This window comes from Nocardia sp. NPDC060259, from assembly GCF_042728775.1.
Taxonomy (GTDB): Bacteria; Actinomycetota; Actinomycetes; order Mycobacteriales; family Mycobacteriaceae; genus Nocardia.
In genome coordinates, this window is record NZ_JBHXAY010000042.1 from 34,526 (window position 1) to 53,145 (window position 18,620).

Here is an 18,620-nt window from a genome sequence, read left to right on the forward strand (position 1 = left end):
ATGGCAGAACTTCCTGCGGCGCTCGCCTGGTTGAAGTACCCCGCGGGCATGGAGTGGCCCGAGGGCGACGAAGATCAACTCTGGGGCCTGTCCGGGGACTGGAAGAACGCGGCTGACGAGCTTCGCGCGATCCTCGACGACATCGACGCGGCCAAGGCGGCCTCGCTGACCGCCTATCCGGTCGGCCAGGGTGTCGAGGAGATGATCAAGGGCTTCGACTCCATGCGCACCGGCGACGGTGGCGACAAGGACCAGTCGCTGGAGAAGCTGGCCGAAACCTTCGACGAGGTCGCCAAATCGGTCTTCGACGCCGGTACCGAGATCGAGTACACGAAGATCATGTTCGTCTCGTCGCTGGCGCTGCTCGCGGCCGAGATCGCGCTGTGCTGGGTGCCGCCGACGCCCGCGTCGCCCGCGTTGCAGGCCGTCGCCATCGGGATCACCCGCGTCGCAGTCCGGATCCTCGGGCAGGCGCTGGTGCGCGCGCTGGTGCGCGTCGCCAGACAGGCCTTCATCAAGGCCATGCTGAAGTTCCTTGCCAGGCACGTGGCCATCGACTTCATCCTCGGCACGATGCAGGAACTCGGCACCCAGGCCTGGCAGGTCAGCCAGGGCCACCGGGACGAGATCAACCACCGGCAGCTGCTGGTCACCATGGTGAGTTCGGCCGCGGGTGGCGCGGCGGCGGGCCCGTTCGCCGGTCTGCTGGGCGACAAGCTCATCAAGGACCGGATGAACAAGTGGCTCAAGGCCGCGATCACCGGCCCCGCCGCCGGCCTGATGGGCGCCGAGGCGGGCAATGTCGCCGCCATCGCCACCCAGCTGGGTATCGACTGGCACGACACCGGCAGTTTCGACAAGGCGTGGGACAACGCGACCAAGGCGTTCATGAACCACGACCCGCTGATGTTCACCGCGGGCGCCTCCAACGGCCTGCTGTCCAGCCTCAGCGGTACCGGCGCGCACACGTGGAAGGCGGGCAGGGCCGGGGCCACACCCGGTGTCGACACGATGAGCGCGCCGAGCCTCAGCGACCAGATCGACGCCATCGTCGGGATCGACCGGTCCGACGGCGCCGGCGAGGGTGACGGCGGTGCTACCAGGGACGACGGCGCGACCCGCACCGACGACGGCGCGGGTGAGGGTGACACCCGGACCCGATCCGACGACGACACCGGCGTCGGCGAGAACCGGGCGGGCGACGGTACCGGGGACGGCGCGAACACCAGCCGCGACGACGGACCGGTGCGCACCAGCGGTGCCTCCGGTCTCGGCTCCGGCGGGGGTGGTGGCGACGGGTCGACGATGCGTCCCGCCGCCGCGAGCAGCGGTGACGGCGAGTCCGGTGGCCGCGGTGAATCCGAGGGCGCCGGCGAACGGAAGGCCACCGCGGACGACGAGGGCGCACGCGCAGGTGAGGCCGCCGACACGCGCCGCAACGGCGAGGATTCGCCGACCGGCGAGGCAGCCGCCGATCAGAACCGGGTCGACGCGGACGGCCGGACCGGAGCGGAGCCGACGGCGGAAAATGGTGTGAGTCACCGTGATTCGGTGAACACCCCCGAGGCGCAGCGCGCGGGCGTTCCCCTCGGCGCCGATGCGCTGCAGGGTGGCGATCTCGGGGTCCGCGGCGCGGCCGACTCCACCACGCCGGTCACCGGTGCGGCCGACTCGACCGCGACGCGCGCGGATTCCACCACCGCGGCTCCCGTCGTCACGCAGGCCGCGCCCGCGGCGGCGAGTAGTCCCGCCCCCGCCGCGCAAGCCCCGGCGGCGGGCGAAACCCGCGGTGCCCCAGCATCTTCCGCCCCCGCGCGAGGTGTGGCCGGTGACCTGCGCACCGGGACGGGGCCGGAGGCCGACTCGGCGCTACGGACCGAATCCGGCGACGGTGTCACCGACGCGACAACCGATACCACCGTCGACCGGACGGCCGATTCCAGCGCGGACGCCGACGGCGACGCCACCGCCGATCCCACCCGCGCCGATGCGCCCGACCGGGAGACCGCCGCGCCGAAGGCCGCCGACAGCCGCGCCGGCCTGGCCGACGGTGGCTTGACCGGCGCGGACAGTCAGCCGACGGTGCGCGCCGACCATGCCGACAGCGAGGTACCGCAGCAGCGGCAGGTCGCCGAGACCGGGGAGACCCGCACCGCCGAACCCGGCACCCCCGAGGCCGGGGTGGCGCCGATCCTGCCGATCACCCCTGGCACGGACGCGCCAGCCCGCACGCCGCGCAGACGCGCGGGTGTCCCGATCAACGATCCCGGCCCGACCGGCGCCGACCCGGCCGACCGGAGCAGCGACCGGCCCGACCGCAGCGCCGATCCCGACACCGGAACCACCGACCGCACCGCGGATTACGATCACCTGCTGCCGAACGGCCAGCGCGTGGTCTACACGCCGACCGCCACCTCGATCGGTAACGACACCAGTACCGACAACGTCCGCAACAACCTGCGCAACGAGGGCATGCACGACGTGATCGTGCACGGCACCCGGTCCGGCCACCCGAACCCGGGCCACGAGGGCCGGGTCGATCCGGCGGTCATCGCCCAGACGATCCTGGACAACCCGAGCTATGTGCGGGGGACTCCGGTCCGGCTGATGTCGTGCCACGCGGGCGCGGACGGCAGCTGGGCCCAGCAGCTGGCCGATCTGATCGGGGCGACCGTGCACGCGCCGACGAAGGAGGTCGGCACCCGGAATCTGCCCGACCAGCCGGCGGAACTGGTCGGCGGCGAATGGCGCAGCTTCGAGCCGGGCAACGCCGTCGCGGCCGACGACGGTGCGGCCGATTCGGCCGGTCCGCGCACCGATTTCGGTGACCTGACCGACGACCAGCGCATGGGCGAGCAGGGCAGATCACGCGCGGAACTGGAAGCCGCGCTCGGCGGTCCGCTGCACGACTTCCCCGATCCCGGCGGCAATCTGCCCCGGCACCAGGGCATCGTCGACGAGCTGATGCGGATGGCCGCGGACGCCGACCCGCGCGACATCGCCCGCGGCGCGGGCCCGCGGGCGTTCGTTGTCGACCAGTTCGTCAGCCCCGGTCAGGGACTGCTCGTCGGTGGCGCCCCGTATGCCATGGTGCTCGGGCTCGACCCGGCGACCGGGCAGCATCGCGTCGATATCCTCGACCCGCGCACCGGCGCGCGGCATCCGTACCCCCTGCCGACGCCCCGCGACCTGCACACCGTGTCGGCGGTCCTGATGGACTCCAACGGCAATCCCGTGCAGCCGCGCGGCCTTGACCCACGCCAGGCCCCGGCCGCCCCGGACCGGCAGGCGCCGCCGAGCGATCCGCGCTCGCCCGCGGCCGATCCCCGCCTCGCCTTCGCCGCCGACCGTGGCAAGGCGGGCGCCGGCAGCCGCGACGGTGTCCGGCTGCTCGACCCGGACGAGGCCTACGACCTGGGCCGGACACCCGGCCAGGGCGACGGCGTCCCGCCGCGGCCTGACCTCGACGTGGCCGACCGGGCCGACGACGTCGTCGATCACATCCGCCGTACCCTGAGCGAACCCGGCGCGCTCGATCCCGGCGGTGACCTGCGGAATCTGCGTGACCAGCTGGACGCGCTGGTGACCCGGCTCGACGGCGAACTGGGCGACCGGCTCGCGCCGTCCGACCCCGCCACCCGCCGCGCGGTCATCGCCGACGCGATGGACCAGCTGCTCTCCCGGAACTCGCCTGAGACCGTCCGCGACGCGATCAGGGACAGCGTGCGCGACCACAGCCCTTGGGAGCCGTTGTCGCGCAACGACACCGGCGACATCGCCGATCCGCCGGTCCGGTTCTACAGTCCGGACGAGGCCTACGAGGCAGGCCGCAATCCCGATCTCGAGCGGGACGCGCCGTTCGGTCCCGCCGCCGACGGGGACGGGGCGCTGCGACCGGCGAACGCCGGCCCGCCGCGCACCCTCGACGATCTGCGGCGGGCGCACCCCGACCTGTCGTTCGACGAGCTGCGCGACCTGCGCGACGCTTCCTACCGGGACGCCGGGATGGAGCCGCCGCCGCTGTCGCGCGAGAGCCTGGACAACCTGCTCGATCAGGTCTGGGCGAACCGGGACTCGATCAACGACGCGATGGACGTCTACCGACTGTATTCGGACGCGCCGGAACCCAATACGGTGAGCGACGCGCAGGCCTACACCCGCGCGATCGCCGACATCGTCGACAACGGATCCGACGTCCGCCGCGCGATGCTCCAGGCCGGGATGAACCTGCCGATGCAGCCGGGCGAGTCCGATGTGCTCTCGCTGATGCCGTGGCATTTCGTGCATTTCCAGCGGACCGGCGAGCTCGGCCGGATTCCCGTCGACTACCGGGTGTACGTGAATCCCCGCATCGACGCCGCGCCCGCGCTGATGCGGGACCTGGTGCGCGACATCATCGATCGGCCCGACGCGTTTCCCGGTGTGCGCACAGCGAAGATCACCTCGCCGACCGCGGAGCGGTCCGACGCGATCGTGGTCTACGTGCGCGACATGGCCGATGTCGAGCAGGTGACCCAGTGGCTGCGCGACTACCGGGACCGCAACGGTGACGTCTTCCTGTTCGACGCGCCACCGATGACGCAGCAGGTGCTCGACGGTGTCGGGATCGGCGCGCACCCGAAGGGGCAGAGTTTCGGCCATGTCCGGGCGGTCGCGATCCAGCGGGCGCTGGATACGGTCATGGCGAACGGCGGTACGTACGCGGACTTCCTGGCCGAGGTGCAGCGCGTCCTGCCCGGCGCCGGTGTCGACCCGGACAGCCCGCATCTGCGCCACGATCCCGACGCGCCACGGTCCTGGCCGGACCGGAGCGGCCTCGACCGGATGGGCGCGGACGAGCCGGCAGGCCCCGCCGCCGACGGCGACCCCCGTCGGAGCACGCCGTCGGATCGCGGCCGGGACGAGACGCCCGAACAGGCCGCCCGCCGCCGCGCCGAACAGGCCGACGCGCAGGCCGACGCCGCCGCGAACCGGGCGAATTTCCTGCACGGACTGGCCGATTCGGTGGCGAACGGCGGACCGCTTACCCGCGACGGCGATTCGGTCGACGCGGTTCGTGGTCGCGCCTGGCAGGCCGACTGGGACGCCCGTCAGCAGCGGGCCGATGCCGACCAGCTGTGGCAGGCCGCCGGTGGTAGGCCGGAAAACCCTGCGGCGGTCACGGATCCGCGGCTCGCCTGGACGGCGAACCCGGCGGATTCGGCGCCCGCCGATCCACGGGCTGGCCGGACTCCGGACGCCCCTGCGGCGACTCCCGATCGGGCACCGGTCGATCCACGCCTGGGCTTCCGCTTGGAACCCGAGGTGCCGCGGACGGATTCGCAACCGGCGCGCGACAACGCGGAACCGGTCCGGTTCTACAGCCCGGAGGAGGCCTACGAGGCGGGCCGCAATCCCGATCTCGAACGGGACGCGCCGTTCGGCCCCGCCGTCGACGGGGACGGGCCGCTGCCCGCCGACGCGGCGCCGCCGCGCACCCTGGACGATCTGCGGCGGGCGCATCCCGATCTGTCCTTCGACGATCTGCTCGGCCTGCGGGAAGCGGCGTACCGGGACGCCGGTATGGAGCCGCCGCCGCTGTCGCGGGAGAGCCTCGACAGCTTCCTCGACCGCGTCTGGGCCGCCGGTGACGCGATCCGGACCACCAGGGACATCTACGACCTGTACTCGCTGGCGCACGTGCCCAACAGCGTGACCGATCCCGGTGGCTACGTGCGTGCCCTCGCCGACATCCTGGTCGGCAACCCCGACCTCCGGTTCTTGATGCTGCAGGGGATCCACGGCCCCGGGATGGTGCTGCCGGAAACCGTCGGCGATCTGGGGACGGACTTCCACTTCCTGCACTTCAACCGGCCGGGTGCCGATTTCCCGGTCGGGTACCGGGTGTATGTGAATCCGCGGATCGATGCCGCGCCGGAGATGATGCGAAATCTGGTGCGGGACATCCTGCTCCGGCCGGACGACTTCCCCGGCGTCAAGACGATGAAGGTCACCGGGCCGGAGGCGCAACGGTCCGACGCGATCGTGATCTATACCCGTGATCTCGCTGCCGCGCAGCAGGTGTCGTCCTGGCTGCGCGACTGCCGCGACCGGGCGGGTGATGTCTTCCTCTGGGACGCGCCCGCGATGACCAACCAGGTACTCGAGGGTGTCGGCCTCGGCGAGCACCAGTCGGGGGAGAGCTTCGGCGACGTGCGTTCGGTCGCGATCCGCCGGGCGCTGGATATCGTGCGCGCCAACGGCGGCGACTTCGCCGACTTCCACGCCGAGGTGCTGCGCCAGCTGCCCTCGGCATCCGTCGACCCCGCTACCCCACACCGGAACGCGGCGCCCGACCAGCCGCAGGCCTGGCCGCCACGCGACGGCTTCGACCGGATGGGCAGCCCGGACGACGACAGCGATTCGGGACGGACCCCGCAGCCCGGCGATGGTGATTCGGGCCGGACTCCGCCGCCCGATGATCGCACCGCCCGTGGCGACGACGACGAGACTCCCGAGCAGGCCGCCGCTCGCCTGCGCGCCCAGCTGGCCGACCTGCGCGCAGATGTCGCGGCCAACCGAGCCGAATTCCTGCACGACCTGGCCGATTCGATGCGCGACTCCGATCCGCGGACCAGGGACGGCGAGTCGCCCGAGTCCGTGCGCGGCCGCGCCTGGCAGGCCGACTGGAACGCCCGCCAGCTCCGGGCCGACGCCGACCTGCTGTGGACCTCCACCGGTGGCAGGCTGGACGCATCCCTGCAGGACCCGCGCCTCGCCTACATGATGGATCCCACTGCCTCGCAAACAGATTCGTCGTCCGGCTCGCGAGCGGACGAGCCGGCGCCGCCGCGGAACGGAGCCCGGCCCGACCCGCGCCTCGCGTACATGATGGACCGCCCGGACGGACAGTCCACACCGGATCCGCGCCGGGAGTACATGATGGATCCGACCGCTTCGCAACCGGATTCGTCGTCGGGTTCGCGGGCCGACGGGCCGGGGACGCCGCGGAACGAGGGCACGCCGGATCCGCGCCTCGCGTTCATGATGGATCGCCCGGACGGGCAGACACCGGATCCGCGTCGCGCGTACATGATGGATCGGTCCGATACGACGCCGACCGATCCCCGTCGGGCTTACATGATGGACCCCGAAAACCCCAACGGGCAGCCGGATTCGGGCAATCGTGGGCCGACGCCCGAGCTGGCCGCGGCCGACGACTGGGCCAAGGCCGAATACGACCGATTGATGGAGGAGCGCAACCGGCTGGCGCGCGAGATGGAGTTCTGGCGCGCCAAGCGCGACGATCGGGTGACCCGGTTGATGGGGATCACCGACGTGGAGCTCGCCGTCGGGTCCCGCGACAATCTCGCGAACACGATGCGCCGCCTGGCCGCCGAGGCCGATTCACAGTCCACCCGGGTCGCGCCGATCGGCGAGGAACCCGGCACCCGGGTCAACCAGCGGCGTTCGGAAGCGGACGCGGCGCACCGCCGCGAGACCGCGGCCAAACTGGACGAGGCGGCCCGCCGGGTCATCGAGATGCGCGAACAGCTCGCCGCGCTCGATCGCAGGATCGCCGAACTCCAGGCCAGCGGCGCCATCGACGGCAGGCCGACCAGCGCCGAGGACCGGGCCGAACTGGACCGCCTTGCGCGTCAGCGTGCCAACGAACTGCTGCGGATCAAGCCGCGCCGCGCGATGCGCGACGATCTCGCCGAGCGCCTCGGATTGGCCGACGCCGACGGTGCGCTCGACGAATCCCTGCTGTCGCCGGAGAATCTCGCCGGCACGATCGACGCTCTGCGCGAAGCAGATCCGGGCGACCGCACCGGCGAGATCGACGCGCTCGCCGAGGCGGCGCGCGATGTGAACGAGGCGCACAACCGGATCGGCAGGCTGCAGGACGAGATGGCGCTGGTCGCGGGCGCGGCCAGGGCCGATATCGAGGGCGCCGGCGGCCGGATGCTGACCAGGGACATCGGTCTCATCGACGGCGACCCGCCGCGCCTTGTCGTCTACGGACCGCGCGATCAGCTGGGCTACCAGCCGCGCCAGGACGGCCTCACCGATCACGAACTGACCCTGCGGCGGGCGCTGGGCACCGTCGACGACGTGGTGCGGGCGTTCGTGCGCGACCACGGGACGATCGAGTTCCGCAGGATCACGGCCGACCGCGAGGGCAACGCGCGCGTCGATCCGATGCCGGACGACACGCCGCAGCTGCAGCGCCGGACGATCGACTACACGATCTCCGACGTCAGGGGCGGGAACGTCCGGATCGAGGTCGCCCGATGGCGATCCGCCGACGGCACCTGGCACGACGTCGATCCCGAGCGCACCCGGCAGACGCAGGGCCGCGGCTCCGACGAGACGCCGGACGTGTTCGAAGGCCGCATGCTGCCGGAAGGGACGAGCAGCGTCGGTGTGACGCCGACCCAGGCGGCCATCGTCGACGCGATCGCCGGCTCGTCCGGCCCCGGTGTCAACGACGCGTTCATCCCGAAGCTGCCCGGCGGGCTGTCGCCGGCGAACCCCGGCCTGGAAAGCCACTCCAACGATGTTCCCGACGCCGCGTCGAACCTGATGCGGATGATTCTGGAAACGATGAAGTTCGCCGGCTGGTCGTGGTTCCAGGATCCGAACGACCCGACCCGGATCAAGCCGGGCTTCAAGCGCAAACGCCTGTTCCGCCGATTCCGGTCGGAACAGCAGCCCTTCGTCACCCCGCCGCAGAGCGAAACCACGTTCGGCCGCACCGATCCGACCGAGGCCGCCCGGACCTCGGCCGCGCGGGAACAGCGGCGGGCCGCCTGGTCGGAGGTGCAGCGCTGGGCCGACGAGCAATACGACGCGTTCCTGCGCGACGACAGCGATGTCACCGCCATCGCGGACACCCTGCGACAGCAGCACGCCGACGCGCAGCGCGCGCAGGCGCGCGACATGGTCGACCGGATCCGGACCCTGCTGGACGAAGCCGAAACCCGCATGCCCGGGGACGATCCCGCGCACCGGCGGCGGGTGCTGATCGACAACATCACCGCGCTGGTCGGTGATCCGGACGTCCGGTTCACCCGCGACGACACCGACGCGGACCAGCGTCGCGAACAGGTGGGGAAGGTGCTCGGCTGGATCGACGCCGGGGTGCACCCTGACGTCATCGCCGACTCGATCGCCCATGAGTTCCCCACCCGGATCCCCGAGCTCACGCCGGAGCAGGTCCACCAGATCAAGCGCCTGCTCATGAGCGATGCGCTGCTGATGAACGACCCGGATTCCGGGGAACGGCGCTGGCGCGGGCTGGATCGGCTGCCCGAGGTCGCCGAGGCGTGGAACCGCCTGGCCGGCCGCGATCTCGCGGAGCTGGGCGAGCTGCAGCCCGGCGATCTTGCGCTGATCCGCGACGCCTGGGAGTGGGTGCAGCGTGCGCGAGCCAGTTATGACGCCAACGACTTCACCCGCGGCTGGGACGAATTCCAGGACTGGCTGGCGCGTTCGGACGGCGACGACCCGACCGCCAACCAGCGCCGGTTCGCCATCCTCACCTGGGAAGAGATCCAGAACCAGGTCAACCGGCTGCCCGGCGACCATTGGGACGACAACCGGACCCCGCTCACCGGGCCGCGCGCGAAGGTGCCGTACGAGCCACCGTTGCCGAGCGTCCCTGGCCGCCCGACGCCCGAGATCGAGCCGGGCCGCCGCGAGGAAGACGGGCCAGAGGAGAACGGCCCGGAGGCCGCGGGCGGCGTGCCCGCAGGCGACCCGCCGTCGCGTCCCCCCGCCGCGCCGGGACAGACAAGGCCGGACCCGTACGCACCGGGCGAGTTCGACCGCATGGGCGACGGTGACCCGGACGACGGCGCGGATCCCACCCCCGCGCGGACCGCCGATCAGGACCCCGTGCCCGACGGCATGTACCGCGGCGAGGACGGGCGCCTGCACCAGCCCGGCGACCGCGACGACTCCTACCGTGACCCCGACGGCAGGCTGCACCACGTCGACGACGAGCCGAACACTTACCGCGACAAGAACTTCGGCTACCACGACGCCCGCACGCACTGGTTCATCGACGACCATCTCGCCGCGGCCGAATACGACTACCTGGTGATGAAGGGCGACTCGCACAGCTACGACGTCACCGATCCGCGCCTCGCGCAGGAACTGCGCGACGTCTCGACGCTGCGGCTGGCGCTGCAGGCGGAACGCGACCCGATCGGCGCGCAGATCAAGCTGCTGATGGCCGAATTCGAGATCGAGCGGATCGCCGATCTGTCGACCGATCGACTCGGTGGCGAGATCCAGCGGCAGACAGCCAAGGTCGAGGCGGATGCCTCGCTCAGCGAAGCCGACCTGATCGACAAGCTCGGCAAGCTCGCCGATCTGGAAGACCTGGCTACCAAGTACAACGACCTCGGGCCGGAGCTGGTCGAGGCCTCGAAACAGCTCGGTGAGCTGGCCGGTCTGGCATTCACGCTGGATGGGCAGCTGCGCCCGGGCGCGGTGCTGCTCTCACCGTTCGACGGCGCCTTCGACGGCGCGGGCACCGTCGACATCGCCTCGCTGGTGCCCGGGGTCGGCGATGCGCCGCCGACGCTGGTCGTCGTCGAGGCCAAGGGCGTCGGCTCGACGCTGGGCGGTTCGAAGACCGCCAGGGCGGAACAGGGTTCGCCGGAATACCTGCGCCGGACCCTGGCCATGGACCGCAACCTCGCGGTCATCCTGAACGAGACCCCGGCGCAGCTGGCCGCGCGCGGCGTCGACCCCGACAGCCCGGCCGGGCGCGCGCTGATCGACGCGGTGCGCGAGCTGCGCGCGGCCCAGGCGGACGGCACCCTGCGGGTGGAGTACCACCTGGTGCACGCGTCGGCGCGCGGTGAGGTCACCGTCACCGAGCTGCTGCTCGAACGCGACGGCGTGAACATCCTCGCCGACGTGCCGCTGCCGATCGCCGCGCTCGACACCATGGGTGCCGACGACGAGGTGATCCACCGGCTCGGCGACCACGGGGACGAGGTGCCGCTGCCGAGGGACGGCCAACCGTACGGCTGGCTGCTCACCCCGCCGGATCCGACGACCGCCGAGGTCCGCGAGCTGCTCGGCCGCACCGAAACCGGTGCCGAGATGCTGGCGGTGCTCGATTCCGTCGACGCGCGAGTGCGTTTCGGCACGTTCGACGATCCGGCACCGACCACATTCGACGGCCGCGCGATGGAGGTGTTCGTCGGTGCCGACGGCCCCGACCGGATCACGCAGGCCGACGCGGTCGTGCGTGCGGGCGCGCTCGCCGACGCGGTGCTCGGCGGCAGGCTGGAGACGACACCGTCGCAGATCCGGGCGCTCGACCGCGCCGAGCACATCGCCGCGCGGGTGCGAGCCGAGGCGGAAGCGTTCGGCAGACAGGCCGAGTTCCACCGGGAAGTCGATGCGGCAGGCCATGATCCGCTCAGCGGGACCGGCCGCGATCCGGTCGACACCGCCGTCCGCCGGACCCTGGACGCGGCCTACCTCGCGGCCTACGACGACGCGATCGCGGCCGCCGCGGGACGGGAACCAGCGCCGACCCCCGAGCAGTTGCGCGATCTCGGCCGGGAAGCCGGCGTCGCGCGGCTGCTCGAGCACGAATTGTTCGACACCCCGGACGGTTTCGGCCGCCGCGACGAGGCCGCCGCGGAATGGGACGCGCACCGCACCCCGGAGCAGCGACCCGGGCTCGCGGAATTCGTGCCGTCGGATCGCGACACCGCGCGTGAACTCGAACGCCTGATGCGCGAGCAGGCCGCCGCCACGCGCACGGTGATGCGCGTCGAGGCCGACTGGGATCGGGTCTGTGATCGGCTCGTGCGCGGATTCAACCTGCCCGTCGACGAACTTCCCAGCACCCGTCGTGGGATCGCCGACATGCTGCTGGTGCGCGCGAGCGACGTCGGCATCTGGCACGGCATGGACAACGCGATGCTGCTCACCGACCTGACCGCCCAGCACATCAGGGCCTCGGTCGACCGCGCGCGCCTCGTCGACGAGATCACCGACCTGGTCCGCGCCGACCTCGCCGGACGCGCCGACGCGCCCGCCGACGCGAACCGGGTCCGGGTGCACGGCGACGAAACCGGGGTGCTGTATGTGCTCAGGGACGCCGAGGCGAGCCACGCCGCGAACGAACTCGCAGCCGCCTCGTGGCTGGCGGACCCCGCCCAGACCAGGGAAGCGCTGGCCCAGGCAGGGGTGGCGCACGCGGCGCTGGTCGACCGGGTCGACCGGCTGTATCTGGAACCGCTCGGAATGCTCGAGCCGCCCCGCGGAGTGTCCTGGGAGCGGCCGGGCCGGTGGGCGGCCCAGCAACTGGCCGAGCGCGGGGTTTCGGTGCGCTACAGCATCGAACCCGAGTTCCGGTTCCGGCGGGGTTCGGCGACCGACCCGGGGACCGCACCCGCCTACGACCCGGCCACCAACACCCTGGTGCTCGACCGCGACGCGGACAACCTGCAGCAGGCCGTCCAGCTCGTCTTCGCGGCGCGGATGGCCGACCTGCTCGCCGCCGCCGACGGACTGCCCGAGCGTTTCACGCTCGGCCGGGACGAATACGTCGACCGGATGAGCGACCGCGTCGCCGACGCGCTCGCACTGTCGTTCCAGTTCGACACGGTGTACCGCAGGCACGGCGAGTCCGTGGACGAGACGTCGTTGCGCCGCGCCTACGCCGAGGCCTACGAGAACGGACTGCGCACCGCGACAAAGGCCTACGCGAAACTCGGGTCCGTCACCACCGACGAACTGTTCCACGCCGCCGCGCACCGGGCAGGTGTGCGTGCCGTGCGTGCCGTGCTGGCTGCCGACGGCGGTCCGCGCCTCGATGCCCGCAGCTATCCGGATCACTTCGGCGCCGACTGGGATCGCGCACACGGCATCACCCCGCCGCCCCCTGGCGCCGACACCGGCCGCGCCGACGGCCCGGCGCCCGCCGCGCGCAAGGACGCGCGCGCACCCTACCTGGCGATGGAGATCGAAACGCTGCGGGCGATGCGGGACCGGGGCGGCTACATCCCGGTCGGTCCCGCCGAGCAGGCCTACACCAACGCCTGCGACAAGGCATACGCCAAGGCCGAGCGCGCGCGGCAACGCAACGCCGACGCGCCGCCGCCCGAGCGGGTCGCCGCCGAGGCGGGCCGGGACGCGTTGCGGCGCTACCTGAACCGGGTGGGACCCGAGACCGCCGAGATCGTGCTCGACGTCGCCAGGGCCGCCGAGGACGGCGCGAATCCGGCGTGGGGCAGGCCGCAGGCCGTCGACCTGCCCGACACCCCCGCCCGCGGCGACCGGACGCTGCCGAGCGATGCCGCCGAACGCGCGCTGACCAGTGCGATCGGCTCGGATCCCGACAGTGTGCGGCTCACCCCGCAGATCGCCGATTTCCGGCAGCAGTCGCTGTTCAGCTGGCGGAGTCTGCATGTCGTCGCCGAGCCCGGCGGGCATCTGGCGGCTCTGCACGAGCTGGCGGCGACCAACCCCGACTACGCGACAGTGGTGTGGAACAGCAACGCCCACAACCTCCAGTTCGCGGTGCCGGAGCCGGGACCGGGCGGCGATCCGGTGCTGCGCTACATCTCCGAGGATCAAGCACTCGGCCCGCTGCGCCGCCCCAACTCGGACGAATCCGCCGCGCTGCTGCTCGACCACTATCTGCGCTATCGCGCCGAGGGGCTGACGGATCTCGGATTCGGTGACTGGGTCGAGCAACTCGGCCCCGGCTATTTCGACTCCGTGGCGGACACCGAGCGCCGGCGCCGAGGCGAGCTCCCCGAATACCGCGACGGCGTCGTGCGCTTCTCGGGCAACCTGAGCCATCGGGGCATCCGGGATGTGCTGGCCCAGGACGGTCCGCCGCCCGCACCGCCGCATCCGGCCGACGTGGCCCACCGGGTGGCGACCCGCAGCATCCCGCTGCTGCCCCCGGCCGGGCGCTACCCGGCGCACTTCCGCCGGGAATCGTTCACCCTCGACCAGTTCCGGGTCGACGCCTACCTCGAGCCCGACGGACACGGCCGGTGGCGGGTGCCCGCGCCGCGCGGTGACGCCTCGATGTCGGACGTGCTGGCCACCCGCTTCCATGGCATGACCGACAGCGACCCCACGCAATTGGTCGACCGGATCGTGCGGATGCTCGACGACCTGGCGGCCGACCTGAACGACCACGGCCGCCCGCGCGGTCGCTTCGGGCGTTTCATCGATCGGCTGCCCCTCGGGTCGGGCGACGACTCCCCGCCCGTCGTCAACCGGGCGGCGATCGAACCCGATTCCGGCGAACCGGGTTTCGACCGGATGGGCGACGGTTTCCAGTTGCGTCCGCCGGACGAGGACATCGACTCCTTCGACATGCAGAACGAGCGGCTGCTCGGCGTCCCCGGCCCCGACGAATGGTCCGGGCTGAGCCCGGACCAGGTCGGCGCGCGGTTGCGCGACGAGCTCGCCCGGATCCTGGACCGGCCCGACGTGACGACGACCGGTTTCGATCTGCCCGGCCTCAACTGGCAGGTCGTGCAGGAATTCGCCAGGGGCGTAGTCGATATGGCGAACCGTCACCCCCATGCCGACCTGGATGGTGTCACGATCGGCGCGCTGCCGTGGTCCACGTTGATGCAGACCCAGAGCCGGCTGCGGGCGGACGGCGGATACCACAACACCATCGTCCTCAACCACGACCACGCGACCAGCGCCGAGGGGATTCACCAGCGGGTTCGCGAAGCCGCCGACGGCGGGCACTTCTATCCGGTGGCGCGGTCCAGGCCGGTGTATTACCTGGCACTGCACGAATTCGGTCACGTGCTGGCCGCTACCGGCGGGTTCGATGCCTACACCAACGCGGAACGACACCTGCTCACCGAGAGCAAGTCCGACCCCAGCGAGACCTACGGCGACTGGCTGGATCAGCTCAGCGACTACAGCATCGACGACGGAATGCTCGAGCCCGGCGAAGCGGTCGCCGAAGCGTTCGCCCAGGTGGCGATGCTCGGCCGCGACCGCGTGAGCAAACCCGTTCGCGTCCTGTACGACCTGCTCATGGACCTGTCCGGCGACCCGTCGCGTGCCGCGAACGAGTCCGGCGCACGCGACCGCGACCGAACCGACGACGACGGCCGGGCGCAGACGCCCGTCGTGCGCCGCGACGACGCCGACGTGCCGTTCGATCGCCTCGGCGACGATCCCGACGCGGGTGACGGGGCGAAGAAGCAGCCCGCCGATCCGTCGCGGGTCACGCCGGAAGAGTCCGGCGACCAGGACCGGGGCGGGGTGCCCGTCGAGCCGACCGCCGTCGGCCGTCCGCCGCAGGTGCGCATCGAGGTCGACGGCGACGAGGTCGCGCTGAACGTGCGGCCCGACGGCGAGGACCGCTGGGAGGTCGTCGACGAGAACGCCCCGCTGGCCGATGCCGCGCCGACCTCGCGGTTGCGCCGGGAATGGCAGTTCGTCCGCGAGTCGTGGCCGCAGCACGTCGAGCAGATCAAGTACCCGTCCGGTTCGCCCGTCGGTGACAGCAAGGGCCAGGCCGCCATCGCCGACGGCATCAGCGGTATCGCCGATCTCGTCGAGTCCAGCGGGATGCCGCCTGCCCCGCCTGCCAATCCGACGCCGCCGACGCCGGATCATCCCGTCATCCAGGCGCCGCCGGAAGCAGGCGGGCCCGACCCCACCTTCCTGCGCATCGGCCAGCAGCTGCCGATCTGGATCGCCAACCGCGAGAAGATCCCGCTGCTCGGCCGGCTGTCGGCCCGGATGCGCGATTCGGCGGGCGAACACCTGCCGATGCGCCTGCCAGACGGGCAGGAGTACCAGCCCTGGTACTCCGATGTGGACCCCGACGATGTCCGGACCCAGCTCACCGGTGACCTCGAGGTCCACCGCGTCACGCCCGAGGAGGCGCGGGAAGGCCTGCTGGTCGCCTTCGCCGATGCCGATGCGGGACAACGGTCCAGGATCATCGACGCCCTGCTCGAGCACGAGCTGATCTCGCCCGACGAAGCGGACCGGCTCGCCGACGAACCGCCCGCGACGCCGCAGCTGCCCGAATCGATCGGACCGGGGCCGGAGGGCGAGACCCTCACCGAGGCCGCCCAGCGGCTGCTCGGCATCGAGCTCACCGACGAGTCGCTGGCCACGGTGCAGCGGGTCATCGACGAGCAGCAGTACCGCGCCATGCGCATGGTCGGCGCGATCGAAGGGCTCGCCGCCGCGGCGCAGCGCTTCATCGAAGAGCAGACGATGCCGTACAGCAGGACCGACCTGACGGGGGAACGCCCCGAGTCGGCCGGCCTGCCGGGGCGGCCGGAGCCCGCGTCCATCGAGGAAACCGGCAGGCCCGACGACGACGATCGTTACGACGACGAGTTCGACGACGACTACGACCAAGCGCCGCAACGCAAGCCGAGCCGCTACGCCGACCCCGATCCGGTGGGGCGTCCGGTCCCGATCGGCGGCGCGGTCAGCTTCACCGACCAGAACCCGCTCGGCCGGCTCCGCGACGAATTCCTGCGTGCCTTCGGCCACGATCCGGGTCTGCTCAACACCGTCCCGATCGGCAACGGCGCCGAACCACTGCCGGAATGGGGCGACGCCGACGAACTCGGCCGCGACGACGGTCTGCGCAAGTTCTTCCAGCACGCGCTGCGACGCGACCAGCTCCGCGACGAGCTGGCCACCTGGGCCGCCAGCCGCGATGTCGGCATCGACGAGGTGTCCACCAGGGAAGCCGCCGACGCGCTGCTGGAACGGCTGCGCGCCGAGAGCATGGCCAGGATGGCGCGGGTCGCCGAATTCGTGGCGACCGCCGAGCGGCTGTTCTATCCGGACGCCGAAGAGAGCGCGCCGGTCGGCACCAGGCTCGGTGATCAGGCGGTGCGGGTGCCGTTCGCGAACGGGCCGGAGCGGCTGGTCATCGTCGACGGGCTGTCCTCGCGCGACCACGTGCTCGCCGGGCTGCTCACGGCCGATCCCGAGCTGGCCGGTCGGCTCGAACGCGGAGAGCTGGTGCTCAACTACGGTGTGGCCCAGACCGACTGGTCGGGGCAGGTGCGCATCCAGCCGGTCGAAACGCCCGAGGTGCGTTTCCGGCGCGAGGTCGTCGACGGCCGGGAGCTGGCCGTCACCCTGCTGCGCGACGGTGACGGGCCGTGGCGGCCGGTGCTCAACGCCGACGAGGTCGCGCCGACCCCACCCACCGATCCGGACGCCCCGCCGCGGTCACCCGCCGCGGTGCTCACCGACCTCGTGCAGACGGTGCGCGACCTCGGCCTCGACCCGCTCGGCCGGACTCCCGAGGAGCTCGCCGAGCTGATCCCGGACCTGCGGCTCGACAATGCCGTGCGCGCCACCCAGATCGAGGCACTGAGCGATTTCACCCGCTCCGCCAACGACATCCAGGCGTTCCACGACATCAGCGACGCCCGCAGCCACCTCGCCACGCGACTCGGCCTCAGCCAGGCCGAGCTGACCCCGGATACGCTGGTCGCCGCGCTCACCGACCCGTCGACGCCCAAGGCGCTGCGCATGCAGCAGCTCGTCGATCTCGTCGCCTACGTCAAGCAGTTGCGCGAGATCGATTCCGGCGCCGTCGACGCCGCCCGCGATCGGCTCGCCCTGCGGCTCGTGTCCGAGGACACCGCGCGCAGGATGGTGCCGAAGCGCTTCATCGCGCGCGTGGAGCTGGACCCGCGGATTATGGCGCTGCTGCCACCGGGCTATGTCGACGGGCCGGACGGCAAGCGCGTCTACGCGGTGAGCAAGAGTGGACTGTCGGCCAAGAGACTGCGCAAGCTGTTCCGGATGCTGCAGCGTGACGGACAGCAGGACCTGCTGCGCGAGGCGCTCACCGAATACGCGAACGCGCTGCACCAGGTCGACGTGTACTCGGAGGTACCGCGCGGGGACGTGTCCGCCGATCCGCGTGTCGTCGACGGCCGGATGCCGATGCACGATCCGCAGGCCGTCTACAGCCTGCGTGATGTGGTCGCCGCGGCTATGCGCGGCCGGGAAGGCACCGATTTCGCGCAGGCGGTGGCCGAAGCAGCGGCGCGGCCAGACAGCGGGCCGATCCCGAGCGATCCGTCGCGCCGCCCGTCCGCCAGCCGGGACTGGGCCAGGATCGTCGGTGTCGACATCACCGACGCCGACGACGCCACCTTCGCCAAGGTGTACGAGGCCTACCGGGACGGCCGGATCGAACGCCACGAGGGCCTCAGCCCCGCCCAACTGATCGCCGAGCTCGCGGCCCTGCGCGGTGAGGTCCGCCTGCGCGCCGAACAGATCGACGCACTGGAACGCCTGCTCGCCGAATTCGACGCGGCCGTCCGCGCCGAACAACTCCCCACCGACGACCCCGGCCAACTACCCGGCTCGCCGGATCCCACCCCGCCGCAACCGGAATCGGGACCCGGTCGAGGACCGGCCGATCCGTCGCAGCCCGCGACCGGCAGGAAGCCGGGGGAGCAGGAGCCGGATCCGGCGGCGCGGATCGATGCTGCGCTGGAGCGGGAGTCGGCGGCGGTGGACGATGCGTTCACCCGGGCCGATCAGAAGTCGGCGGCCGAGCACGAACGCGTCGCCGATGATCTGGATCAGATCGAGGGTGATATCGACGCGCACACCGACTA

General features: G+C 71.9%; 1 protein-coding gene. It reads left to right on the forward strand.

Annotated features, from left to right (window positions below; genetic code table 11):
- On the forward strand, nt 1-18,620 hold an 18,620-nt coding region (locus ACFWF2_RS17490), incomplete at its 3' end, for a T3SS effector HopA1 family protein (RefSeq protein ID WP_379308457.1).